This is a genomic window from Actinoplanes italicus (genome assembly GCF_003001815.1).
Taxonomy (GTDB): domain Bacteria; phylum Actinomycetota; class Actinomycetes; order Mycobacteriales; family Micromonosporaceae; genus Actinoplanes; species Actinoplanes italicus.
The window spans coordinates 177,802-201,131 of the sequence record NZ_PVMZ01000009.1; the positions used below are offsets into that span (position 1 = coordinate 177,802).

Sequence of the window (23,330 nt, forward strand, 5' to 3'; positions counted from 1 at the left end):
CCAGCGTGAGCGTCGCCGACCTGATCCTGATGGCCGACCGGATCCACACGATGTCGGACGGTCCGGCGCCGACCGCGATCGCCGTGGCCGGTGGCGTGATCACCGCGACCGGTGACCGGGCGGATGCGCGGGGCTGGCGCGGCCGCGGCACCGAGGTCGTCGATCTGGGCGCGGCCACGATCACCCCGGGCCTGGTGGACGGGCACTTTCACCCGGTGACCGGTGTCGGGCTCACCCGTGGGGTGGACCTGTCGTCCGTACGTACCGCAGAAGGGTTGAAATCGGCCTTGAGGGACGCGGACGTGGCGCCGGGCGCATGGCTGGAGGGCTGGGGTCTCGATCCGAACGTCTTCGAGGGAGCACCGGTCACCCACGCGCCGCTGGTGGAGGCCGTCGGGCCGGACGTGCCGGTGTTCCTGCTGCTGTTCGACGGGCATGCGGCGCTGGTCAGCCCACGCGCTCTGGAGATGGCCGGGATCGACGGTCCGCGGGCGTTCGTGTCGGGAGCCGGTGTCGTCTGCGACGCGGACCGGCGGCCGACCGGACATCTGCTCGAACTGGAGGCCCTCGATCTGGTCCGGGCCCTGCTGCCGGGGGACGCACCGGCCGACCGGCGTGCCCGGCTGACGGATCTGCTGCGGCGGATGGCGGCCGCCGGTCTGACCGCGGCGAACGCGATGGATTTCGAGGCGGACTCGGCGGCGCTGTTCCGCTCCCTGGAGGAGGATGGTGAGCTGCCGGTCCGGTGGCGGTTCGCCCCGTTCGTGATGCCCGGCGCCGGGCGTGACGGCCTGGACGCGGTGATCGCCCAGCAGCGGCTGGCCGGTCGGCGCTGGCGGGTGCAGGGCGCGAAGTTCATGATCGACGGCACGATCGACGGCGGCACGGCCTGGCTGGACGAACCCGACACGCACGGCGAGTCGACCGCCTGCCTCTGGCCGGACCCGTCGGCGTACACCGACGCGGCCGGTGTTCTCGCCGGGCACGGGATCCCGATCGTCACACACGCGATCGGCGACGCCGGGATCCGCTACGTGCTCGACACGTACGCCCGGCTGCCCCGCACCTCGGTCCCGCACCGGATCGAGCATCTGGAGACCATGCCGACCGAGCTGATCGAACGGTTCGCGAGCCGGGACGTGACCGCGAGCATGCAGCCGACCCACTGCACCGCCTACACCCGCGCCGATCACAGCGACAACTGGTCCTCACGGCTCGGCAAACGGCGGGCCGACCGTGCGTTCCGGGCCCGTGACCTGCGCGATCGGGGTGCCCGGCTGGTGCTGGGCTCGGACTGGCCGATCGCGCCGTTCGACCCGCGCGCGATCCTGGCGGCGGCCCGGCTGCGCCGCCCGGCCGGGCGGCCGGACGTCGAGCCGGTGCTGCCCGGGCAGGCGCTCACGGCGCGGATGGCGCTCGAGGGCTACACCACCGAGGCGGCCGCGGCGGCCGGGCTCTCCGGTGAGTCGGGGCGGCTGGTACCCGGTCACCGGGCGGATCTGACCGTCTTCGGCCTCGATCCGCTGAGCGCCGACCCGGATGAATTCGCCGAATCGCCGGTGCCGATGACCGTTGTCGGTGGCCGCGTCGCGCACCGGGGGTAATCGGTTGGCCTCTCCGGGCCGGACCATTCCGGCAAGCTCTGAAATCGCTGCTTCGTCAGCTTCACATGAATGTGATCACTAGCCTGGAAATATGCGTATAACCCACCAAAAAGCAATTAAGTTTCCTGCCGCATTCGCGCTTTCTCTCGGGCTCGGACTGGGCTCCGCCGCGGGTCTGCCGGCTTCGGCGAGCGCCGCGCCCGGACTGCCGGCGACCGCCGTCACCGCGCCGGCCGAACCGCCCGACCGGACGGAGCAGCTCAAGAAAGCGCTGCTCACCGAGGAGGACATGCCCGCTGGTTACGCGCTGCTGGACATGAACTACTTCGAGCCGTTCCTGCGGTCGGTGCTCGGCGAGGCGTCCGTGGGCGGCGACCCGTGCGCGATGTCCGGCAGCCCGGCGGAAGTCTCCTCGAGCCCGCTGGCCATGCCGGTCCAGGACGTCGACCTGGCCAGGTCGACCGGGCCGGTCCGCACGGTGGATCCGGTCAAGACCGGGCCGGCCGAGAAGGACGTTCCCGAGACGCCGGCGGCCCCGCCGACCGCGCTGGCGATCTTCGAGAACACCGACGAGGGCTCGATGGCGATGGAGGTGCTGTCCGCGGGCGGCGAGAAGGAGGCCGGTGCGGCTCTCGCGTCGCTCCGGACGATGCTGAAGGAATGCGCGGACATCGACGTGGACGACGCCGAACTCACCCTCCGCGCCCTGGACTGGCAGCAGCGCCTCGGCGACGACTCGGTCGCCGTCGAAATGGTGATGCAGGCGAAGTTCGCGGGGATCGAGAACACCATTCGGGTGAAAGCGGTGCAGGTCGCTTACCGGGACGTCTCGATGACGGTGGGACTGATGGGAGCGGAGGATCCGTCGAACAAACGGCTGAAGAAGGTCGCGCGAGCCGCTGTACGAAAGTTGGTCACGTCCACCGGAATCGTCACCGAGTGAAGCCGGGAGACAAATGAAGCGACACGCTATGTGATCGCTCTCACGTTCGGTCAACCGATGCCCTGCGTGCCGCATCGACAGGGGTGTGGCGGTGGCCGCGCGGGCACCGACCGGCGTCGTCTTTGCGCCAAGATACTGCGCGACGGCCGTGCGGCCGGTGCGAGACGAGCGGGGGGAACCGCGTGGAGCGGCGTGACGGCGGGCTGCCGGTGGATCCGGTGTCCGGGGAGCAGCGCAGGCCCTCACGCGCGGACAGCCTCCGGCTGACCCGCATGCCGCAGATCCCGCGGACCCCGCCACCGTCACCGTCCGGATCCGGCAGTGCGGAGGCTCAGGGTCTGTCGTTTTCAGCACCCGATGCGGTACGCCCGGAGCGGTCCCGCAGGCGCCGGTGGCCCTGGGTCGCCGCCGGTGCGACGCTGGCTCTCGCCGTGCCGCTCAGCCTGCTCGCCGCCCAGCGCACCGGCGGCCGGAACCCGGCCGAGGCCGCCGCCCCCGCGCCCACCGTCCCGACGGAGCAAGTCGCGTCCACTCCGGACCCGGCGAGCGCCGCCCCCACGAAGCCGCCGAACGGTTCCGCCGCCCGCCCGTCGGCCCCCGCGCCCTCCCCGTCCGTCTCCGGACGCTCCTCTTCCGTCTCGGGCCCCCCGAAGCCCGCCGCGACCGGCCGGGCCAACCCGTCCGGCGTCAACCTCGCGCTGCAGGGCACAGCGACCGCCTCCGCCTCCGAGGGCGACCCGTGGCGGCCCGCCAACGCGTGCGACGGCGACGCCTCGACCCGCTGGTCGAGCGGCTTCTCCGACCCGCAGTGGATCCGCGTCGACCTGGGCCGTGCCTGGCAGATCTCCGAGGTCGTGCTCGTCTGGGAGCACGCCTACGGCGCCGCGTACCGGGTGGAGACGTCGCTGGACGGCAAGACGTGGAAGCGCGCCTACTCGACCACCACCGGCGCCGGTGGCACCGTGCGGATCGCCGCGAAGACGAATGCCCGTCATGTGCGGATGTACGGCACGAAGCGCTCCGGGATCTACGGCTACTCGCTCATCGAGTTCGAGATCCGCTGACCGCTTCCGACCGCCGACCCGAGTCACTGTGGGTAGTCGACTGTGGAACGCTGTTCCGTCGCACCCTGCGTGACCAAGTGAGAGTCACCCGTCGGCGGGGTCCTGGGAAAATTTTCCGCACTTTTCTCGCAGCCGCTTTGAGCTGCGGTTTCTCGGCTTTTCAGGAGGCATTTCGGGACGTCTCCGGTCGGATGCGTTGAACCCGTCGAGGGTCCGGGCCCGTATGGCCCCCCAACCGATGGCATCGACCTCCAACGACGAGGAGTGATTATGAGGGCGCGCTCGTACCGACGTAACCCGGACAGTCGGCGGAAGACGATCGGCGCGGTGGTGGTCGCGGGAGTGTTGGTGGCCACCGGTGTGACCGGCGTGCAGCTGGCGTCGGCCGGCACCGGGAAGTCGAAGGCCGCGGCCGGTTCCGGCATCGTGACGGTCGACGGTCAGCAGTTCGACGTCTCGAAGTGCACCGACCTCCAGGTCAATGCCGGCAGCGTGGTCTGCGACGGTGAAGAGCTCGCCCCGATCCAGGAACAGGCACCCGAGGAGGCCGCCGTCGACTCGGCCGTGGCCCTCGAGGCGTCGTGCGACCAGTTCGCCGCCGACGTGGCCGCGGCCGCCGGTGAGGACGGCGCCGAGGAGGCCGCGCAGGAGGCCGAGGAGGCCGCCGCGAACCCGGCGAAGGCCAAGGCGGAGAACAAGGCGCTGGCCAAGAAGTACGCGAAGGCGGCCCGTAAGGCCGAGAAGGCGGCCGAGAAGGGCGCGGCCGGCAAGGGCGCCGCCGGTAAGGGCGGCGCGGGCAAGGGCGCTGCCGAGGGAGGTGCCGCCGAGGAGGGTGCCGCCGAGGAGGGCGCTGCCGAGGAGGGCGCTGCCGAGGAGGGCGCTGCCGCTGAAGAGGGTGCCGCCGGCGAGGGCGCCGCCGACCAGGCAGCCGCTGCCGCCGCTGCCGTGACCTCCGCTCAGGCCGCTCTGCTCCAGTCCTGCCTGGCCCTCGCCGACGCCAAGGCGGTTGCCGCGGCGGCCGGTGCCGGTGCCGGGGACCAGGGCGCCGAGGAGGGTGCCGCTGAGGAAGGTGCCGCCGAGGAGGGTGCTGCCGAGGGTGGTGCCGCTGAAGAGGGTGCCGCCGGCGACAACGCGGAGCAGGCGACCACGGGCACCAAGCGTCGCTGACCCCGAACCGTGACGGTGGTCCGGGTGTCGGGGCGGTACCCGAGCCACCGTCACACACAGCAGGCTCAAGCTGAGCCCGCCGGCCGTATCCCAGGCGTGTGATCCGCGTAGCGGACCCTGTCGGGAGTGCGGCCGGCGGGCTCAGCCGTGCTCCAGGCCTTGTCTCCGCATCCGTCCACGCCGAGAAAACTGCGGCTGGCGGCGGAAGGGCTCTGGCATCTAACATTTCAGTTGTGGAGAGCATTGGACGGCATCTGCTGCGGGACGCGGCCTACGGGCGGCTCCGCGGTGCGATCATCGACGGCACCCTGCCGCCGGGCAGTGCGCTGCGACCCGACGACCTGGCATCCCGGCTCGGGCTGTCGAAGGCGCCGATCCGTGACGCGATCGCCCGCCTGACCAGCGAGGGCCTCGTCGAGACGAAACCGCAGAGCTACACCCGGGTCACCGAGGTGGTGGCCAAGGACGTCGAGGACGCGGCGGCCGTGCTCGGAGCCATGCACGCGCTGGCCGTACGCCATGTGGCAGAGACCCTGACCGCCGACCTGCTGGAATCGATGCGCCTGGCCAACACCCGGTTCGCCGAGGCGGTCGCCGCGGGCGACGTCGAGGCGGCCCTGGCCGCCGACGACGAGGTGCACGCGATCCCGCTGGCGGCCTACGGCAACGCCGCGGCCTCCGGCACGGTCGAGAGATACACCCCTCTGGTACGCCGTGCCGAGCGCCTCCTGTTCACGTCCCCGCAGGCCGGCCGTTCCGTCCGGCTGCACGACGACCTGATCTCCGCCCTGGCCGCCCGTGACGTGTCGCGCGCGACCGCGGTGAACGCGGAGATCTGGAGCCATCTACATCCGCTGACCGAGGGGCGATCATGAGCATCTCCGACTTCCCGCGCCACCCGCTGCTGTTCGGACCGTCGCCGGTGCACCGGCTGGACCGGCTGACCCGTCATCTCGGCGGCGCCGAGGTCTGGGCGAAGCGGGAAGACTGCAACTCCGGCATCGCCTACGGCGGCAACAAGACCCGCAAGCTGGAGTACCTGGTCGCGGACGCGCTCGCGCAGGGTGCCGACACGCTGGTGTCGATCGGCGGCGTCCAGTCGAACCACACCCGGCAGGTGGCCGCGGTCGCCGCCGCGACCGGGCTGAAGTGCGTGCTCGTGCAGGAGAGCTGGGTCGACTGGCCGGACAGCGTCTACGACAAGGTCGGCAACATCCTGATCAGCCGGCTGGCCGGCGCGGACGTACGCCTGGTCAAGGCCGGTTTCGGCATCGGGTTCAAGGAGAGCTGGGAGGCGGCCCTGGCCGAGGTCGTCGCCTCCGGCGGTACCCCCTACGCGATCCCGGCAGGCGCGTCCGATCACCGGCTCGGCGGGCTGGGCTTCGCCAATTGGGCGTACGAGGTGATCGAGCAGGAGCGGCAGCTCGGTGTCTTCTTCGACACGATCATCGTCTGCTCGGTGACCGGCAGCACGCAGGCCGGGATGGTCGCCGGGTTCGCGGCGGCGGGCGGCCGTCCCCGCCGGGTGATCGGCATCGACGGATCGGCCAAGCCCGCCGAGACCCGTGATCAGGTGGCCCGGATCGCCCGCTCGACGGCCGGGCTGATCGGCGCACGGGAACTGACCGAGGACGAGATCATCCTGGATGACCGCTACCACGCCGGTGTTTACGGCATCCCCGACGAGTCCACGCTGGACGCGATGCGCCTGGCGGCCCGGACCGAGGGCATGGTCACCGACCCGGTCTACGAGGGCAAGTCGATGGCCGGCCTGATCGACCTGGTGGCCCGCGGCGAGATCGACCGCGACGCGAAGGTCCTCTACGCCCACCTCGGTGGCCAGCCGGCCCTCAACGCCTACGCCGGCCTGTTCTCCTGATCATGGCGATCCGGCCGGCGGTCCCGGACGACGTCCCCGCGCTGGCCCGGGTGCACGTGCGCGCCTGGCAGGCCGCTTACACGGGCCTCGTTCCGCAGGAGTTCCTGGACGCCATGGATCCGGCCGAGCGCGAGCCGCGGTGGCGGCAGCGGCTCGACGAGTTCCCTCCACCCGGCGCCGTTCTGGTGTGGACGGAGGGGACGGTGCCGCCGGCCGGGTTCGTGGCGGTGATGCCGAGCCGCGACCCGGATGCTGACCCGGAGACCGGCGAGGTCGGCGCGATCTATCTGCTGCCGTCGTTCCAGGGGCGCGGAGTGGGGCGGGAGCTGATGGCGGCGGCGGTGGAGCATCTGACCGCGGCCGGGTTCCGGCAGGCGACCCTGTGGGTGCTCGCGTCGAACGTCCGGGCGCGGCGGTTCTACGAGGCGGCGGGCTGGCGGCCGGACGGGATGTCGAAGGTTGACGACCTTCGCGGCTTCCCGCTGGAGGAGGTGCGCTATCGGCGTACCCTCACCGGGTCTCAGGGTTTGCGGCCGACCGCGCCGTAAAGGGCGACCGTGTCGGCGGGTGGTCGCTGGTGTGCCGGCACCTCGGGGAGCCACTCGGAGACGGCGACGATGCCGGGGCCGATCAGGCCGAGGCCGGTGAAGTACTCGGCGAACTGGGCGCGGGTGCGGGGGTGCGTGCCCGGCCGTCCGGCGGGTTCGGCCGGCCGGTGGTCGAGGGTGAAGCTGGTCGCGACGAGGTAACTGCCGGACGGCAGGGCGGCGAGCAGTTCGCGGACGACGCTGACGGACTGCGCGTGGTCGGGCAGGAGATCGAGCACCCCGACGAGGATCAGCGCGACCGGCCGGCCGAGGTCGATGGTCTCCTTGAGCAGGGGATCGCTCAGGAGGGCGCGGGGTTCACGCAGGTCGCCGTGCAGATATCGGATGGGGCCCCGTTCGGGCGTGGCGGGGAATCCCGCGTCGATCGTGGTGTCGTTGTCGACATACACGATCCGGGCGTGGGGGACCTTGCGCTGGGCGACCTGGTGGGTGCTGTTCACGAGTAGCAGCCCGGCGCCGATGTCGAGGAACTGGTCGACCCGCGCCTCCTCGGCCAGGAACCGCACCGCCCGTTGCAGGAACGAACGACTCTCCCGGACCGGAAGCCGGACCGTCTCCTCCACCACATCTGCCCCCAGATCGCGTCGAGTGTCCCGCGACTTTATCGTGATTCCACTGTGGAACAGGCAATGCGCCGGAAACTTTCGCGTTGCGTTGCCGTCGTGTACGCCTTAGGGTTCGCCCATCCCCAAAAGTTAGATGTGCATCGATGCTCAGGTCGGTCGAAGCGCTTCGACGCGGCCGCTCATCCCCCTCCCTGAGGAGCTCCCGTGCGCAAACTGAGAATCACCCTGTCCCTGCTGCTCGCGTCGGTCCTGCTGGTGCTCGGGCAGACGCCCGCGCAGGCCGCCGTCTGGTGGTCCTCCGACCAGTGGGGCAACTGGTCGAACGGCGGCTACACCCTCTACAACAACATCTGGGGCAGTGGCGCCGGACCGCAGACCATCTGGGCCAACTCGCCGAGCAACTGGGGCGTCTGGGCCAACCATCCCAACACCGGCGGCATCAAGTCGTACCCGAACGCCAGCCGCAGCGTCGGCATCCGGCTCAGCGCGCTGCGCAGCGCCACCAGCAGCTTCAACGTCACCGTGCCGTCCGGTGCGGCGTACACCACCGCCTACGACATCTGGGCCGACGGGCACACGTACGAGATCATGCTCTGGATGAACAAGACCGGCGCCGTCGGGCCGCTCGGGTCGCTGCAGGCCACGGCCACCGTCGGCGGCCACACCTGGAACGTCTACCGCGGATCGAACGGCGCCAACCAGGTGTTCTCCTTCGTCCGGACGAGCAACACCAGCGCCGGCACGGTCGACATCCGTGCCGTCATGAACTGGATCAGAACCCGCGGATGGTACGGCGACGTCACGCTCAGCACGATCCAGTTCGGCTACGAGATCACCTCGGCGAGTGGCGGCAAGGACTTCGTCACGAACAGCTACTCCGCGTCGGCCTCGTAGGTCGATGACAGGGCATCCATAGTTTCCGGTGTTTGCATGCTCGGGTAACCCCTGGCGAGCAGCACATCGGAGGAAGAAGTGACGGACCGACCGACCTATCAGGGACGCCCACTGGTCAGACCCGGGGAGGAGGTGTTCGACCAGGGCCTCGGGTTCGACCTGGGCACCCTGATGGGGCGGCGGCAGATCCTGCGGGCGTTCGGCGCCGGTGTGGCCTCCCTGGGGCTGGCCGCCTGCACCTCCGAGTCCACTCCGGCGGCGACCGCCACCACCGCGGCTGCCACGAATGCCGAGGAGATGCCGGCCGAGACGGCCGGGCCGTACCCGGGCGACGGCTCCAACGGCCCGGACGTGCTGGAGCAGAGCGGGATCGTGCGCAGCGACATCCGTTCCAGCTTCGGCGGCGGCAGCGGCACCGCCGAGGGCGTGCCGATGACCCTGGAGCTGACGATCAAGGACCTCGCCGGCGGCGGAGCCGCGTTCGCCGGGGTGGCCGTCTACGTGTGGCACTGCGACCGGGCCGGGCTCTACTCGATGTACTCCGAGGGCGTCACCGGCGAGAACTACCTGCGCGGCGTGCAGGTCGCCGACGCCGCCGGGAAGGTGACGTTCACCAGCATCTTCCCGGCCTGCTACACCGGGCGGTGGCCGCACGTCCACTTCGAGGTCTACCCGGACGAGGCCGCCGTCACCGACTCCACCAAGGCGATCGCCACCTCGCAGGTCGCGATCCCGAAGGAGCACTGCGACACGGTCTACGCCGAGAAGGGGTACGAGTCGTCGGTCACCAACCTGGCCCGGCTCACCCTGGCGACCGACAACGTGTTCGGCGACGACTCGGCGGTGAAGCAGCTGGCCACCGTGACCGGTGACGTGAGCGGCGGATACACCGTGGCCCTGACCGTCGGCGTGGACACCACCACGACCCCGGCTGCGGACGGCGGCCCTCCCGGCGGCGGGCGGGGTGGTCCCGGCGGTCCAGGCGGAGCACCGCCCTCAGGCCCGCCGCCGGCCTGATCAAGAGGCGGCCTGATCAAGCGCCGGCCGGGTCGGGGAGGTGGGCCGGCCCGGTTCCGGAAATGGTTCGGAACCTTGACAGAGGATCGGCGACGGTGGATGAATGTGTTCGAACCTGTGAGAGACCGTTCGGTCTTGCGAGGTTCGGTTGAAGTGCGTCCGTCCCTGCTCCCGCGAGGAGTCCGATGCGCCAACTTCTAGCCCGTGCGTGTGCGGTTCTGACCCTGGCCTCCACCGGCCTGGTCGCCGTCGCCGGTCCCGCGTCCGCCGTCGTCCCGAAGACACCACCCCTATCCACGCCCTGGACCAGCCAGGTCTCCACCACCAACCCGCTGCCCGAGTACCCGCGCCCGCAGATGACCCGCCCCGACTGGCAGTCATTGAACGGCGAGTGGGAGTTCCTGAACCCGGCCACCGACAGCGCCGGCAACGTCAACCGCAACGCCGCGCCACCGCTCGGTCAGACGTTGCCGGAGCGGATCCTCGTGCCGTACCCGGTCGAGTCCGCGCTGTCCGGGATCATGCGTAACGACAACCGCGACCTGATGTTCTACCGCCGCACGTTCACGGTGCCGTCCGGCTGGAACGGCCGCCGCGTGCAGCTGCACTTCGGCGCGGTCGACTACGAGGCCACCGTCTGGGTCAACGGCACCCAGGTCACCACGCACAAGGGTGGTTACGACCGGTTCGAGGTCGACATCACGCCGCAGCTCAACGGCGGCAACAACGAGATCGTCGTACGGGTTTACGACCCCACCGACGGACGCGGCGAGGAGCAGCCGTCCGGCAAGCAGGTCAACAACCCGGGCGGCATCTTTTACACCCCGTCCTCGGGCATCTGGCAGACCGTGTGGCTGGAGCCCACCCCCGTGTCGTCGATCTACTCGGTCGACATCTACCCGAACATCACCGCCAACAACGTCCGGGTGCGCGTGTTCACCCGCGGCAATGTGAGCGGGCACAGCGTCTTCGCCGAGGCGCTCAGCGGCGCGACCGTCGTCGGCTCGGCGACCGGCGGGTTCACCGAGTTCACCGTCCCGGTGCCGAACGCCCGGCGCTGGTCGCCCGACGATCCGTTCCTGCACAACCTGCGGGTCTCGCTACGCAACTCCAGCGGCGCCACGGCCGACCAGGTGACCAGCTACTTCGGCATGCGCGAGGTCGGCACGAAGCTGGTCGACGGCGTGCTGCGCCCGACCCTCAACGGCGAGTTCGTCTTCCACGCCGGCACCCTCGACCAGGGCTTCTGGCCGGACGGCGTCTACACCGCGCCCACCGACGCGGCGCTCGCCTTCGACCTGCAGAAGCACAAGGACCTGGGCTTCAACATGGTCCGCAAACACATCAAGGTGGAGCCCGCCCGCTGGTACTACCACGCCGACCGTCTCGGCCTGCTGGTCTGGCAGGACATCCCGTCCGGTGGTGACGACACCAAGTCGGCCGCCCAGATCGCGCAGTTCGAGACCGAGGCGCGCGAGATCATCGACGAGCACCGGGCGTTCCCGTCGGTGGTCACCTACGTGCCGTTCAACGAGGGCTGGGGCGAGTGGAACCTGGCCGAGACCCAGCGGGTCACGCGCAGCCTGGAGGCGTACGACCCGACGCGGTTGATGAATGCGCACAGCGGCTTCAACTGCTGCAACTCCAAGGGCGACCCGGGTACCGGCGACATCATCGACTGGCATGCCTACACCGGGCCGGACGCGCCCCTGCCGTCGTCGACACGGGTGTCGATGCTCGGTGAGTTCGGCGGGCTCGGCCTGCGTACGCCGGGGCACGAGTACAGCCCGAACGGGCAGTTCTTCGCCTACGAGCAGATGTCGGGCAACGCGCATCTCAACGACCGGTTCACCGGGATGATCCGGGACTCCGAGCGGCTCGTCACCAGCAAGGGGCTGTCCGGTTTCGTCTACACCGAGATCACCGACGTGGAGGGCGAGTACAACGGCCTCTGGACGTACGACCGGCGGATCCAGAAGGTCGACACCAACCAGGTGCGCACCGCCATGAACAACCTGCTCCGGACGGCGCGGAACCAGAACGCGGCGGTTCCGCTCACCCTCGGGCACGTGCGGTCGTTCCAGGTCACCACGCCCGGATACACCGATCGTCGTCTGCGGCACGCGAACTCGCTGGCGCGTACCGATGTGATCAGTGGTGACGGACCGCGGCAGGACGCGTCGTTCCGTACCGTGGCCGGTCTTTCCGATCCTCGTTGCTATTCGTTCGAGTCGGTGAATCTGCCGGGCCGGTTCCTGCGGCACGCGAACAGCGTGGTCCGGCTCGACGCCGATACCGGCGGATCGTTCGCGGCGGACGCCACGTGGTGTTCCCGGCCGGGCCTGGCGGCCGGCGGGGTCTCCTTCGAGGCGGCCAACCAGCCGGGCCAGTACCTGCGGCACGCCAACGAGCAGGTGCGGATCGACCCGAACACCGGCGGCAGCTTCGCGGCCGACGCCACCTGGAACGTCTCGGCTCCGGCACTGTGGCGCAGCTCGGTGGTTCTGCCCTTCGACGTGCGGCGCTCGCTGCAGGTCGCCACGTGGGGTTACACCGACCGGTACCTGCGGCACGCCGACAGCCTGGGCTGGACCGAGTCGGTGAACAGCGGCAGCAGCGCCCTGCTCAAGGCCGACGCCACGTTCACGCTGCGCCGGGGCCTGGCCGACTCGTCCTGCTACACCTTCGAGTCGGTCAACTTCCCGGGACAGTTTCTGCGGCACGCCTCGAGCCGCATCCGGATGGCGCCGAACGACGGGTCGGCGCTGTTCGCGGCCGACGCCACGTTCTGTGCCAGGCCCGGACTCAGCGGCACCGGGGTGACCTTCGAGTCGATCAACATCCCGGGCAGCTTCCTCCGGCACTACGACGCCCAGGCCTGGATCGCCTCCGGGGCGGGCACCGGAGCGAACCGCCCGCTGACCCTGACCGCCGACAGCAGCTGGACCGTCGCCGGTCCCTGGACACCGTAAGAGATGCGGCTGTGCCTCACCGCTGTCTCAGCTCGCTCGAGACAGCGGTGAGGCACAGCCGTGTGCGCCGGGCTCCGGCGGCCCGGAACTTTCGCCGGAGGCTCGGGATCTGAAACCTCAGGGCTGGTCACAGGAAGGTGTCGGAGCGGTAAAATGCTCGACTATGGGAGCGCTCCCACCACTGCTCCCATGCCGGCCCGCGACCAGCGGGGCGGCTCCGACTGCGACGGGGGAGGACCTGTTGCGCTACGGGCAATTCGACGATGAGCAGCGCGAGTACGTCATCGATCGGCCGGACACGCCACTGCCGTGGATCAATTACCTCGGTACGGACGCCTACTTCGGGATCGTGTCCAACACGGCGGGTGGCTACTCGTTCTACCGTGACGCCCGTCTGCGGCGGCTCACCCGTTACCGGTACAACAACGCGCCGCTCGATGTGGGCGGCCGCTACGTCTACGTCCGCGACGACGCCAGCGGGGACTACTGGTCGCCGTCCTGGCAGCCGACCCCGGAACGGGAACTCGACGACTACGAGTGCCGCCACGGGCTGTCCTACACCAAGATCGGCTCGTCCCGGCGGGGCATCCGGGCCGAGACCCTCTACTTCGCGCCGCTCGGCGAGACCCTCGAGGTCTGGCGGGTACGGGTAACCAACGAGCGCGACGAGAACGCGGAACTGTCGCTGTTCTCCTCGATCGAGTTCTGCCTCTGGGACGCCCAAGACGACGCGACCAACTACCAGCGGAACTTCAGCACCGGTCAGGTCGAGGTCGTCGACGGGGTGATCTACCACAAGACGGAGTACCGCGAACGTCGTGACCACTTCGCCTACTTCGCCTGCTCGGAGCCGCTCGCCGGGTTCGACACCTCGCGCGACGCGTTCCTGGGCGCCTACCGCGGCTGGGACCGTCCGTCCGTCGTCGAGTCCGGCTCGTCGGGCAACTCGGTCGCGAACGGCTGGCAGCCGATGGGCAGCCACCACGTCCGGCTCGCCCTCGCGCCCGGCCAGACCCGCGAGGTCGTCTTCGTCCTCGGCTACGCCGAGAACCCCAAGGACGACAAGTTCGATCCGCCCGGATCGCAGACGATCAACAAGACCCGGGTGCTGCCGGTCATCTCCCGGTGGCTGCGGCCCGAGGTCGTCGAGCAGGGGTACGCCGACCTGCGCTCCTACTGGGACGGTCTGCTCGGCAACCTGCACGTGTCGACGCCGGACGGCGACACCGACCGGATGGTCAACGTGTGGAACGCGTACCAGTGCCTGGTCACGTTCAACATGAGCCGCTCCACCTCGATGTACGAGTCGGGCATCGGCCGCGGCATGGGCTTCCGTGACTCCAACCAGGACCTTCTCGGTTTCGTGCACATGATCCCGGAGCGGGCGCGCGAGCGGATCCTGGACATCGCGGCCACCCAGAAGGAGGACGGCGGCGCGTACCACCAGTACCAGCCGCTGACCAAGCGCGGGAACAACGACATCGGCAGCGGCTTCAACGACGACCCGTTGTGGCTGATCCTCGGCGTGGCCGCCTACCTCAAGGAGACCGGCGACCACACGTTCCTCGACGAGCAGGTGCCGTTCGACAACGCGCCCGGCAGTGAGGTCTCGCTCTACGAGCACCTGCGCCGGTCGCTGCGGTACACCCTGGACCGGCTCGGCCCGCACGGGCTGCCGCTGATCGGCCGCGCCGACTGGAACGACTGCCTCAACCTGAACTGCTTCTCCGACACCCCGGGCGAGCCGTTCCAGACCACCGAGAACGCCACCGGCGGGGTGGCCGAGTCGGTCTTCATCGCCGGGCTGTTCGTGCTGGCGGCCAAGGAACTGGCGGAGATCGCCGCGCTGCGCGGGCAGGACAGCGAGGGCGTCGTCTACCGGGCGGCGGCCGAGAAGATGGCCGGCACGATCACCGAGCACGGCTGGGACGGCGCCTGGTTCCGCCGGGCGTACGACTTCTACGGCAACGTGATCGGCTCGGGCGAGAACGACGAGGGGCAGATCTTCATCGAGCCGCAGGGCATCTGCGTGCTCGGCGGTGTCGGCCTGGAGGACGGGCTGGCCGTGAAGGCGCTGAACAGCGTCGCCGATCGGCTCGCCACCCCGCACGGCATCGTGCTGCAGCAGCCGGCCTACTCCAGCTACCGGATCGAGCTGGGCGAGATCTCGTCCTACCCGCCCGGGTACAAGGAGAACGCCGGCATCTTCTGCCACACCAACCCGTGGATCATGATCGCCGAGACGATGGTGGGCAACGGGGACCGGGCGTTCGACTACTACCGGCGCCTCAACCCGTCGGCCCGCGAGGACATCAGCGAGGTGCACCGCTGCGAGCCGTACGTCTACGCCCAGATGATCGCGGGCAAGGACGCGCCCACCCATGGCGAGGCCAAGAACTCGTGGCTGAGCGGCACCGCCGCCTGGAACTTCGTGGCGATCAGCCAGTGGATCCTCGGCATCCGGCCCGACTACGGCGGCCTGCGGATCGACCCGGTGCTGCCGTCCGGCTGGCCCGGCTTCTCGGCGACCCGGGGTTTCCGCGGCGCCACCTACGAGATCAGCGTCAGTGGCGAGGGCCGGGTCACCCACCTGGTCGTCGACGGTGAACGGGTCGAGGGCAACCTGATCCCGCCGGCGGCTCCCGGCGCGGTGGTCCGCGTGGAGGCCGTCCTGGGCTGACACATCGCGCCGAAATCGTGACCGTTCGTTACCTTGAGCGGCGGTCGAACGGCGTGCCGCGAGCCGGATGCGCACCGTACCGTGTGGAGGGTCGGACAGTGCCGTCGACGGGTATGGAGGGGCACCCGGCTCGCGGAGGAACAAGTGAACGAGTGGACCAGATACGGCGCGAACAGCCCGATCCCGGCCCGGTTGCGCAGCCGCCGCCGGCCGGTGATCTGGCTGTTCGTCGGCGTGCTGCTGATGGTCGGCGCGATCCGGCTGATCGGTGAGAACAGGCCCGGGGCCGCCGGTGTCCTGGGCTTCGCCGGCGGCGTGACGATCCTGGTCCAGACCGGCAAGCTGATCTCCCGTACCCGGACGCTGCGCGGCCGTCCTCGCCTGGCGGCCCGCCGCGGCTGGACGTACCGCGCCGAGGACACCGCGCTGCCCGCGTCGACACGGCTGGAACAGTTCCTGCGGGACGCGCCGCCCGCGTTCGCGGTGGTCTCCGGCACCGAGAACGGTGTGGAGTTCGTCGTCTTCGACCAGACCCGTGACATCGGCGGTCACGACACGTTCTACCTGGCCAGGTTGCCGCGCCCGCTGCCGGTGGGCCGGGTGTCCATCGCGGACGGGCAGCTTGTCGGCGGTGACATCGGCACGCCCGAGGTGGCGGCGCTGTTCACGGCTGAACTGCTCGGCCGGATCGAGGAGGCCCTGCCGGGCTGCGGGTACGTGGTGACGGGCGAGTGGGTGAACACGCCGGTCACCGCTCTGCTGAGCCCTCGGCCCCGCGAGATCGAGCAGCGGATCGACGCGATGACCCGAGTCGCCGCGCTCCTCTCCGACGCGGCCGATGAGCTGACCTCAGCGGGGTGATCGCCGGCCCCTGGATCGGTGAGGGACCGCGCATGCCCCGGCGGTGGCGCCGGGGCCGTGAGGGTACGCCTGCGTCGCAGCGACGGCCGGGTTCTCCTGGTAGCCGTACCATATTTTCCCTATGGGCTAGGTAGGATAACCGCATGTCTCTCGCCGCCCGCTACGGTGACCCCTCGGCTGCCGTCGCTGTTGCCAATGAAGTTCTCGCCGTTCAGCTCGCGCATCGATCGGTGCGCCGGTTCGGGCCCCGCGATGTCACCGCCGACGAGCTCACCGCCCTGGTCGCGGCCGCCCAGTCCGCGCCCAGCTCGTCCAACCTGCAGCCGTGGAGTGTCGTCGCGGTGCGGGATCCCGGGCGCCGCAAGCGTCTGTCTGTGCTCGCCGGGGATCAGGCGTTCATCGCGCAGGCGCCGCTGTTCCTCGTCTGGGTCGCCGATCTGGGGCGGGCCCGCCGTCTCGCGCATCGGGCCGGTACGCCGCTGGATGCCGCCGACTACCTGGAGACGACGCTGGTCGGGTTCATCGACACTGCCCTGGCCGCGCAGAACGCGGTGGTCGCGGCCCGCTCGCTCGGTCTCGGCACGGTCTTCGTCGGGGCGATCCGCAACCGGCTCGAGGAGGTCGCCGCGGAGCTCGGCCTGCCGGCGCACGCCGTCGCGGCCTTCGGGCTCGCGGTCGGGGAGCCCGACCCGTCCGAGGAGGCCGGCATCAAGCCGCGGCTGCCGCAGAGCGCGGTCCTGCACCACGAACGCTACGACGCGGACGCCGCCGACGCGCACATCGAGGTGTACGACGAGCGCCTGACCGACTACAACAGCCGCTTCGGCCTGCCGGGCGCCTGGAGCGACCGGGTGCTGGCCCGGCTGCGCGGCCCGGAGTCGCTGTCCGGCCGGCACGTGCTCCGGGCCACCCTGGAACGCCTTGGCCTGCCCTCGCGCTAAATCTAAGGACCGGCTCGCCGCCGTCGATCCAGTCCGGTGTGAACCGGCCCGGGATCTCCCCGACCGGCCGGGACGTCTCGGCGCCCCGGCCGGCGATGGTGCGTGCCGGGCGTACGGTCAACGTGGCCTTCGTCTTTCTCGCCGCGGTGTTCGCCGTCGGATACCTGCTCGGAAGCGTGCCGGTCCGGACCGGGCTGATGCTGCTCTCCGGGATCCTCGCGGCCGTGGCGATCGCGGCCGGCATGCGCTGGCACCGGGTGACCGACCAGCGGCCGTGGGTGCTGGTGATCATCGCGTTGCTGCTGCTCACGGTGGGCAATGCCGGCTGGTTCATGGCCGCGCTGCTGCGTGACGGCGGCACCCCGCCGGACGTGCTGGTGGTGCCTCCGCAGCTCGGCGGCTACGTGTTCATGCTGGCCGCGAGCCTGATGATCGTGATCCGGCACGCACCCCGCGACGCCGGGGGCACGATCGACGCCGCGGTGTGGGGTGTGGCGCTGGCCGCACCGGCGTGGGAGTTCCTGTTCCGGCCGAACCTGCTGCGCGGCGGCATGGGGATCGCCGGACAGTTCCTGGTGCTGACCCAGCTGCTGGTGCTGCTCGGCATCTGCGGCGCCCTGCTGCGGGTGGCCCGCGCCAGTTCCGCGAGCCGGACCTGCCTGAACTACCTGTTCGCGTCGCTCGGCCTCACCATCCTGGGCACCGCCATCGTCAACATGGGGCCGGCCACCGGTGAGGCGGGGTCGCTGCCGGCGCTCTGCTTCGCGATCGGCTACCTGAGCCTCGGTGCGGCCGGGATGCACCCGAGCGTCAAACACCTCAGCGAGCCGGTCACCCGTCTCGGCGGGCCGATCCCGAAGATGCGTCTCGGCATGCTCGGTTCGGCCCTCGTGCTGATCCCGGTCTGCGGTGGTCTCGGCCAGCTGCTCGGGCAGCCCGCCGACGGGCTGCTGCTCACCGTCGCGCCGCTGCTCAGCATCCCGCTGGTGCTGGTCCGGATCAGCCGGCTCAAGCACGCCCTGCTCTACCAGGCCACCCACGACGAGCTGACCGGCCTGGTCAACCGGCGCCGGCTGTTCACCGAGATGCACAAGGCGATCGCCGCCCATGCCGGCGGCGCTCCCGGAGATCTGGCGCTGATCTACTGCGACCTCAACGGCTTCAAACCGATCAACGATGAGTACGGCCATGAGGCGGGCGACGCGATACTGCGCGCCACCGCCACGCGGATCAGCGACGCGGTCCGGCCCGGGGACGTGGTGGCCCGGATCGGTGGCGACGAGTTCCTGATCTTCGGAGCGGAGGCGGACGACGCCACGGTACGGGCCATCGGCGACCGGGTGGCGCGGTCCATCGCCGCGCCCGTCACCTGGAACGGGCAGACGCTCCAGGTGACGGCCGCGGTGGGCACCGTCACCTGGACCGAGCGTCGCCTCGTCGCGCCGGACGATCTGCTCGCGCGGGCCGACGAGCGCATGTACGCCGACAAGCGCTCCCGGTCAGCGCAGCGCGGGCAGCACCTTCGCGCCGAACGTCTCGATGAACGGCATCAGGTCCTGCCCCACGTGGTGCAGGTAGATGCGGTCGAAGCCGAGAGCGGCATAGCCTCGTAGCCGTTGCACGTGCTCCTCCAGGTCGGCGGAGATGTTCACGACCTTCGCCACCTGCTCGACCGTGACATTTTCGGACACGACGTCGAACTCCTCGGCGGTCGCCAGGTCCCAGCAGACCGGCGGGGCGAAGATGTTGCCGCGCCACTGGTCGTACGCGATCTCCTCGGCCTGCTGCTGGGTCGGCGCCCAGCTCAGGTGCACCTGCAGGCAGATCGGACCGCGGCCACCGGCTCCCCGGTAAGCGTCGATCATCGCGCGCAGGTGGTCCTCGGGCGCGTTGACGGTGGCCAGGCCGTCGGCCCACTCGGCGCACCAGCGGGCCGTCTCGACGCTGACCGCGGCGCCGATCAGGGGCGGGGTCACCTCGGGACGTGTCCAGAGCCGGGCCCGGTCGACGGTGACCAGGCCGTCGCGGGACACCTGTTCGCCGGCCAGCAGGTCACGGATGACCTCGACGGACTCGCGCAGGCGGGCGTTGCGGACCTCCTTGCGCGGCCACTTGCCGCCGGTGATGTGCTCGTTGCTGAACTCGCCGGAGCCGAGCGCCACCCAGAAGCGGTCCGGGAACATGTCTCCCAGGGTGCCGATCGCCTGCGCGATGATCGCCGGGTGGTAGCGCTGGCCCGGTGCGTTCACCACGCCGAAGCTCAGGTTCGTGGCCTGCAGGGCCGCGCCGAGCCAGGACCAGGCGAAGCCCGACTGGCCCTGGCGGGCGCTCCATGGCGAGAAATGGTCGGAACACATGGCGGCCTCGAACCCGGCGCGCTCGGCCGCGATCATCGCGTCCAGGAGCACGCCAGGCCGGATCTGCTCGTGCGATGCGTGGATGCCGTACTGCGTCATGACATCCCGCTTTACCCACTACTCGCTCGCGACGACCAGGATTCCGAGACACATCTCGTCGCTGGTGCCCTCACCCCACACGACGTACCGGGAGGGCAGCTTCTGCAGCTGTGGCAGCTGCTTGCGCAGCGTCGCGTCGTGGGTGCAGGTCACCCGTACCGTATCGCCCTTGGCGATCTTGACGGGTTTGGCCAGGGGAAGCAGCGCCTGGTTGTCGAAGTTGTACTGCGGCACGTCGAGCAGGGTCTGCGCCTTCGGTGTGCCGGGGTTCAGCTCGACCTTGATCGCCCGGCCGAGCAGATGCATGTGCCCGGCCGCCATGTGCACCGTGCCGCCCTGCTCGATCGGCTGGTCACAGGACTGGGTGTTGCCGGCCTTCGGCGTGCCACCGGCGTTGCACCACTGGTTGAGCTGGTTGACCGTCTCCACGGACTCGGCGCCGAACCGCTTGCCGACGTCTGCGACCGCGGTGGCCCGGTCGCAGAGCGGCCCGCTGCCGCCCGGCTCGCACGGCAGCTCGATCGGGGCCATCACCAGGCCGGTCTCCAGCGGCTTGAGGCTCGGCGCGGCGGAGATGCGCATCTGCATGCCGGACGCGTCCGAACCGGGGCCGCCGTCGCCGGAACCGAGCAGGTTGTAGTGCACCTGCATGACGAGCTTGCTGCCGGGCGGCATCTCGAAGCCGTAGCCGGACGGCATCAGGGTCTCGCCCGCGCCGGGCGCCCAGTGCGCGACCCAGGCGGTCTGTCCCTGCACGCCGCTGTCACCGAAGCAGGTCCAGCCCTCCCCGGTCGCCTCGGCGTCCACCTTCTCGGCGGCCTTGGCCTGCTCGGGGTCGAGCCGGTAGAAGATCGCGTGGTGCACGATGGCCGCGTTCTGCGGCAGGAACTGGCTGCCGGTGAGATAGGCGGCCTCGGTCAGTTTCGGGTCGACGAGGAAGCACCGGTACTCGTCGGTGCCGCCGTTCGGCGCGGCCGGGGTGTACGGCGTCGACAGCCCCACCTCGACGAACCGCTCACCCTCGCGTAGCGGGCTGGCCGGCGGTGCCGAACCGGCGCTGTGACCGGTGTGCGGGCTGGTGGGCGGTGGCGCCGCGACCGGTGCCGGATCCTTGGCGCACGCGGCCAGGAACAGCACGGCGGCGAGGGCGGCGGCGGTAGCGGGACGGGCGAACCTCATGCTGGCCTCCCCAGGGCCGGACAATGGACCGCCTCATCCTCCCAACCGCCGCCCACGGCGGCATATCAGTGGTAACCCGGACGAGACCCTACGAATGGATCTTCAGGGTCGTATCAGGGTCCCGTCGATCCGGTCAGCGTCGGCTCGGGCGCGGGCTCGGCCGGCACCACGTTCTCGACCATCGACGGCGGCGAGCCACTGTCGCGCGCCAGGGTGAAGGCGCCGGCGCAGAACGCGAGCAGCACGAAGGCGGCCACCACGGCGAGCACCACCCAGAGCGCCGTCCGCTTCGGCTGCCGCGCGGGCTGCACCGCGGGAGGGTACGGACTTGCCGGGGGGTACGGACTTGCCGGGGGGTACGGCGCGGTCGGTGGCACCCGGGGCAGGTCGGTCTGTGTATCGGCGGCGGCCACGATGCTCTCCGGGTCGCCGAGACGGTCCAGGATCGTGCGGACCTCGGCCTCGGTCTGCGCCTCCGACTCGGCCCGGGCGATCTCGATGTGCTCGCGCAGGTCGGCGATCAGCTCCTCGCGACGCCCGGCCGGCAGCCGGCTCGCGGCCCGCTCCACCCGCGCCAGGTAGGCGGCGACGAGTTCGTCGGTCTGGGTCATCTCAGAGCTCCGTTCCGAGGATGCGGTCGACGCCGCTGCGAAAGACGACCCACTCGGTGCGGAAGTGGGTGAGAGCCGCCTCGCCGTCCGGAGTGAGGGTGTAGTAGCGACGGGGAGGACCGGCCGGAGCCTCGCGCCAGGTGGTCGCGATCCGGCCGTTGCGCCGCAGTCGGGAGAGCAACGGATACATCGTGCCCTCGCTGGTGGTCATGCCGAGGCCGGTGCTGAGTTGCTGGACCAGCTCGACGCCGTAGAGCTCGCGCTTGTCGAGAAGCGCGAGCACGCAGTACTCGATGGTGCCCCGGCGCAGGGCCGTGGTCAGTGCCGCATCGTCGCTCACGCCCACAAGGTACCTTGCGTCGCAAGGGATAGGCAAACGAAAAGGGGGCCGCTCCGGCGGCCCCCTCAACTGATCAGCTGGTGATGCGGAAAGTGGCGTCGGAGCGCTCGGTCGCGGTGCTGATCGGGTCGATCCGCAGCAGGTAGTTGTAGTGCCGCAGGTAACGGGTCGGATAGTTGTACGACTGGAACGACGACCAGGAACTGTCGGCCAGCCCGGCCACCTGCTTGAACGTCGCGTCGCCGGCGAACGTCGAGGTGCCGTCGTTCGGCGCGAGCACCAGGTCGTAGCCGTAGTGGCGCAGGTAGTTGCCCGGGAAGTTGACCGACTCGAACGACACGTACCCGGAGTTGTTCGCCAGGCCGGGAACCAGCCGGAACTGGGCGTCCTGGGCCGGACTCACGTTCGCGTCGATGCGCACGTCCATGTTGACGTGCCGGACGTAGCGGGTCTGGTTGTTGTACGACTGCAGCCGGTTGATCGGCGCGCTCGCACCCCACTTCGCCAGCACCCGGCTCTCCTCGGCGGCGGTCAGGTTCAGGATCGACCCGTGCCGCTTCTTCGTGCTGCCGAGGCTGTAGTCGCTGCGGGTGGCGAAGTTCGCGGTGCTGCCCAGGTTGGTCGAGCGCACCGGCATGTAACCGCGGCCGGTCGCGTACTGGTCGACCCACAGGTGCCACTCGTTGGTGCCGTTGGTCTGTGCCCACATCGGGCCCTCGACCACGTTGCCGCCGGTGGCGCCGTTGGAGATGCCGAGGTGCTGCAGGTCGCCGATCCGGGTCCAGCTGCCGAGGATCGAGTTGCTGCCCTCGACGGTGATCTGCCCGTCGGCCGACGCCCGGTAGTAGCGGTAGCCGCCCAGGCTGTTCGCCACCTCGATGATCTGGGTGTCGATGATGCCCTGGCCGGATCCCCGGTCGATGTAGAGCTGCGGGGCGGTCACGGTACGGAAATCGCTGGTCCGGACATACCAGATGCGGTGCTTGGTGACGCCGTTGAGAGCCGAGTTGGTGGCCCAGTAGATGACGTAGTCGCCGGTGGCCGGGTTCCAGATCGCCTCGGGCGCCCACGCGTCACCGGCGCCGGAGATGCCGCCGGCCACGTTGATCAGCCGGGGCGCCGACCAGTTGACCAGGTCGCTGGACTCCCACACGACCAGGCTCTTGCTGCCCTTGGTGGACGCGTCGCCCCACGAGGTGCCGCTGGCGATCCGCAGGTCGGTCGCGATGATCCAGTACTTGTCGCCGCCGGGGGAGCGGACGATGGCGGGGTCGCGGACGCCCTTGGTGCCGACGGTGGACAGCAGCACCGGGCCGCCGTTGTTGAGGTCGGTCCAGTTGCGGCCGTTCTTGCTGTGGGCGAGATAGATCTGTTCACCCTGGCTCTGCTCCCCGATGAAGTGGGCCATCAGGTAGCCGGTGAACGGGTCGAGGGCGCTGGCCGGGGCGGCCAGGCCGGCGATGAAGAGGACGAAGGTGGCCAGGAACGCGCTGGTGCGACTGAGGACTCGGGGCATCGAAACTCCGATTGTTAGCGCTAACGCTCGTG

20 protein-coding genes are annotated in these 23,330 nt (G+C 70.3%); 14 read left to right on the forward strand and 6 right to left on the reverse strand.

Features of this window, described 5'->3' with window-relative positions; genetic code table 11:
• The first annotated feature begins 5 nt into the window (after nucleotides 1-5).
• The 7 genes from CLV67_RS22810 (at nucleotide 6) to CLV67_RS22840 (ending at nucleotide 7,205) form a co-directional block, all read left to right on the forward strand.
• A complete protein-coding gene (locus tag CLV67_RS22810; RefSeq protein ID WP_239166447.1) occupies nucleotides 6-1,604 on the forward strand; it encodes an amidohydrolase in 1,599 nt (532 codons plus the stop codon).
• Between the two features lie 91 nt (nucleotides 1,605-1,695).
• Nucleotides 1,696-2,547, forward strand: coding sequence for a hypothetical protein (locus tag CLV67_RS22815; RefSeq protein ID WP_146169260.1), 852 nt, complete (start codon nucleotides 1,696-1,698; stop codon nucleotides 2,545-2,547).
• A gap of 182 nt (nucleotides 2,548-2,729) precedes the next feature.
• Complete coding sequence (locus CLV67_RS22820; RefSeq protein ID WP_106321616.1) at nucleotides 2,730-3,611, forward strand: discoidin domain-containing protein; 882 nt, start codon at nucleotides 2,730-2,732, stop codon at nucleotides 3,609-3,611.
• A gap of 270 nt (nucleotides 3,612-3,881) precedes the next feature.
• Nucleotides 3,882-4,778, forward strand: coding sequence for a hypothetical protein (locus tag CLV67_RS22825; protein ID WP_146169261.1), 897 nt, complete (start codon nucleotides 3,882-3,884; stop codon nucleotides 4,776-4,778).
• Nucleotides 4,779-5,011: 233 nt separating this feature from the next.
• Complete coding sequence (locus CLV67_RS22830) at nucleotides 5,012-5,653, forward strand: GntR family transcriptional regulator (protein WP_106321620.1); 642 nt, start codon at nucleotides 5,012-5,014, stop codon at nucleotides 5,651-5,653.
• The gene (locus CLV67_RS22835; protein WP_106321622.1) at nucleotides 5,650-6,657 is read left to right on the forward strand and encodes a 1-aminocyclopropane-1-carboxylate deaminase; all 1,008 of its coding nucleotides are present in this window, start codon (nucleotides 5,650-5,652) and stop codon (nucleotides 6,655-6,657) included. Before CLV67_RS22830 ends, CLV67_RS22835 begins: the two co-directional genes overlap by 4 nt.
• 2 nt (nucleotides 6,658-6,659) lie before the next feature.
• Nucleotides 6,660-7,205: a GNAT family N-acetyltransferase gene (locus tag CLV67_RS22840; protein ID WP_106321624.1), complete on the forward strand. Its 546-nt coding sequence runs from the start codon at nucleotides 6,660-6,662 to the stop codon at nucleotides 7,203-7,205.
• On the opposite strand, the gene CLV67_RS22845 is transcribed toward CLV67_RS22840, so the two are convergent.
• Nucleotides 7,178-7,828, reverse strand: a complete 651-nt coding sequence (locus CLV67_RS22845) for an SAM-dependent methyltransferase (protein ID WP_170153961.1) — start codon at nucleotides 7,826-7,828, stop codon at nucleotides 7,178-7,180. The genes CLV67_RS22840 and CLV67_RS22845 overlap by 28 nt on opposite strands.
• Nucleotides 7,829-8,035: 207 nt before the next feature.
• Between CLV67_RS22845 and CLV67_RS22850 the strand changes: the two genes are divergently transcribed.
• The 7 genes from CLV67_RS22850 (at nucleotide 8,036) to CLV67_RS22880 (ending at nucleotide 18,809) form a co-directional block, all read left to right on the forward strand.
• Nucleotides 8,036-8,725, forward strand: coding sequence for a GH12 family glycosyl hydrolase domain-containing protein (locus tag CLV67_RS22850; RefSeq protein ID WP_106321628.1), 690 nt, complete (start codon nucleotides 8,036-8,038; stop codon nucleotides 8,723-8,725).
• 78 nt (nucleotides 8,726-8,803) lie between these two features.
• Nucleotides 8,804-9,742, forward strand: coding sequence for a dioxygenase family protein (locus CLV67_RS22855; RefSeq protein ID WP_239166448.1), 939 nt, complete (start codon nucleotides 8,804-8,806; stop codon nucleotides 9,740-9,742).
• A 185-nt stretch (nucleotides 9,743-9,927) separates the two neighbouring features.
• Nucleotides 9,928-12,714, forward strand: a complete 2,787-nt coding sequence (locus CLV67_RS22860) for an AbfB domain-containing protein (protein ID WP_106321630.1) — start codon at nucleotides 9,928-9,930, stop codon at nucleotides 12,712-12,714.
• A gap of 241 nt (nucleotides 12,715-12,955) precedes the next feature.
• On the forward strand, nucleotides 12,956-15,394 hold the full coding sequence (locus CLV67_RS22865) for a glycoside hydrolase family 94 protein (RefSeq protein ID WP_106321633.1): 2,439 nt from the start codon (nucleotides 12,956-12,958) through the stop codon (nucleotides 15,392-15,394).
• 144 nt (nucleotides 15,395-15,538) lie between these two features.
• Nucleotides 15,539-16,255, forward strand: a complete 717-nt coding sequence (locus CLV67_RS22870; protein ID WP_106321635.1) for a type III secretion system chaperone family protein — start codon at nucleotides 15,539-15,541, stop codon at nucleotides 16,253-16,255.
• A gap of 143 nt (nucleotides 16,256-16,398) precedes the next feature.
• Nucleotides 16,399-17,196, forward strand: a complete 798-nt coding sequence (locus CLV67_RS22875; protein WP_106321637.1) for an NADPH-dependent oxidoreductase — start codon at nucleotides 16,399-16,401, stop codon at nucleotides 17,194-17,196.
• A gap of 38 nt (nucleotides 17,197-17,234) precedes the next feature.
• Entirely contained in the window at nucleotides 17,235-18,809 is a 1,575-nt protein-coding gene (locus CLV67_RS22880; RefSeq protein ID WP_106321639.1) for a GGDEF domain-containing protein, read from the forward strand.
• Here the strand turns inward: CLV67_RS22880 and CLV67_RS22885 are convergent.
• The 5 genes from CLV67_RS22885 to CLV67_RS22905 form a co-directional block, all read right to left on the reverse strand.
• A complete protein-coding gene (locus CLV67_RS22885) occupies nucleotides 18,696-19,652 on the reverse strand; it encodes a TIGR03885 family FMN-dependent LLM class oxidoreductase (protein WP_106321641.1) in 957 nt (318 codons plus the stop codon). The two genes, CLV67_RS22880 and CLV67_RS22885, sit on opposite strands and share 114 nt — an antisense overlap.
• Nucleotides 19,653-19,670: 18 nt before the next feature.
• Nucleotides 19,671-20,831, reverse strand: a complete 1,161-nt coding sequence (locus tag CLV67_RS22890) for a monooxygenase (protein WP_106321643.1) — start codon at nucleotides 20,829-20,831, stop codon at nucleotides 19,671-19,673.
• Between the two features lie 113 nt (nucleotides 20,832-20,944).
• Nucleotides 20,945-21,442, reverse strand: a complete 498-nt coding sequence (locus CLV67_RS22895) for an HAAS signaling domain-containing protein (RefSeq protein WP_106321645.1) — start codon at nucleotides 21,440-21,442, stop codon at nucleotides 20,945-20,947.
• A 1-nt stretch (nucleotide 21,443) separates the two neighbouring features.
• Nucleotides 21,444-21,782, reverse strand: coding sequence for a PadR family transcriptional regulator (locus CLV67_RS22900; protein ID WP_239166449.1), 339 nt, complete (start codon nucleotides 21,780-21,782; stop codon nucleotides 21,444-21,446).
• A 73-nt stretch (nucleotides 21,783-21,855) separates the two neighbouring features.
• Nucleotides 21,856-23,298, reverse strand: coding sequence for a glycoside hydrolase family 43 protein (locus CLV67_RS22905; RefSeq protein WP_106321649.1), 1,443 nt, complete (start codon nucleotides 23,296-23,298; stop codon nucleotides 21,856-21,858).
• Between the last annotated feature and the right edge of the window lie 32 nt (nucleotides 23,299-23,330).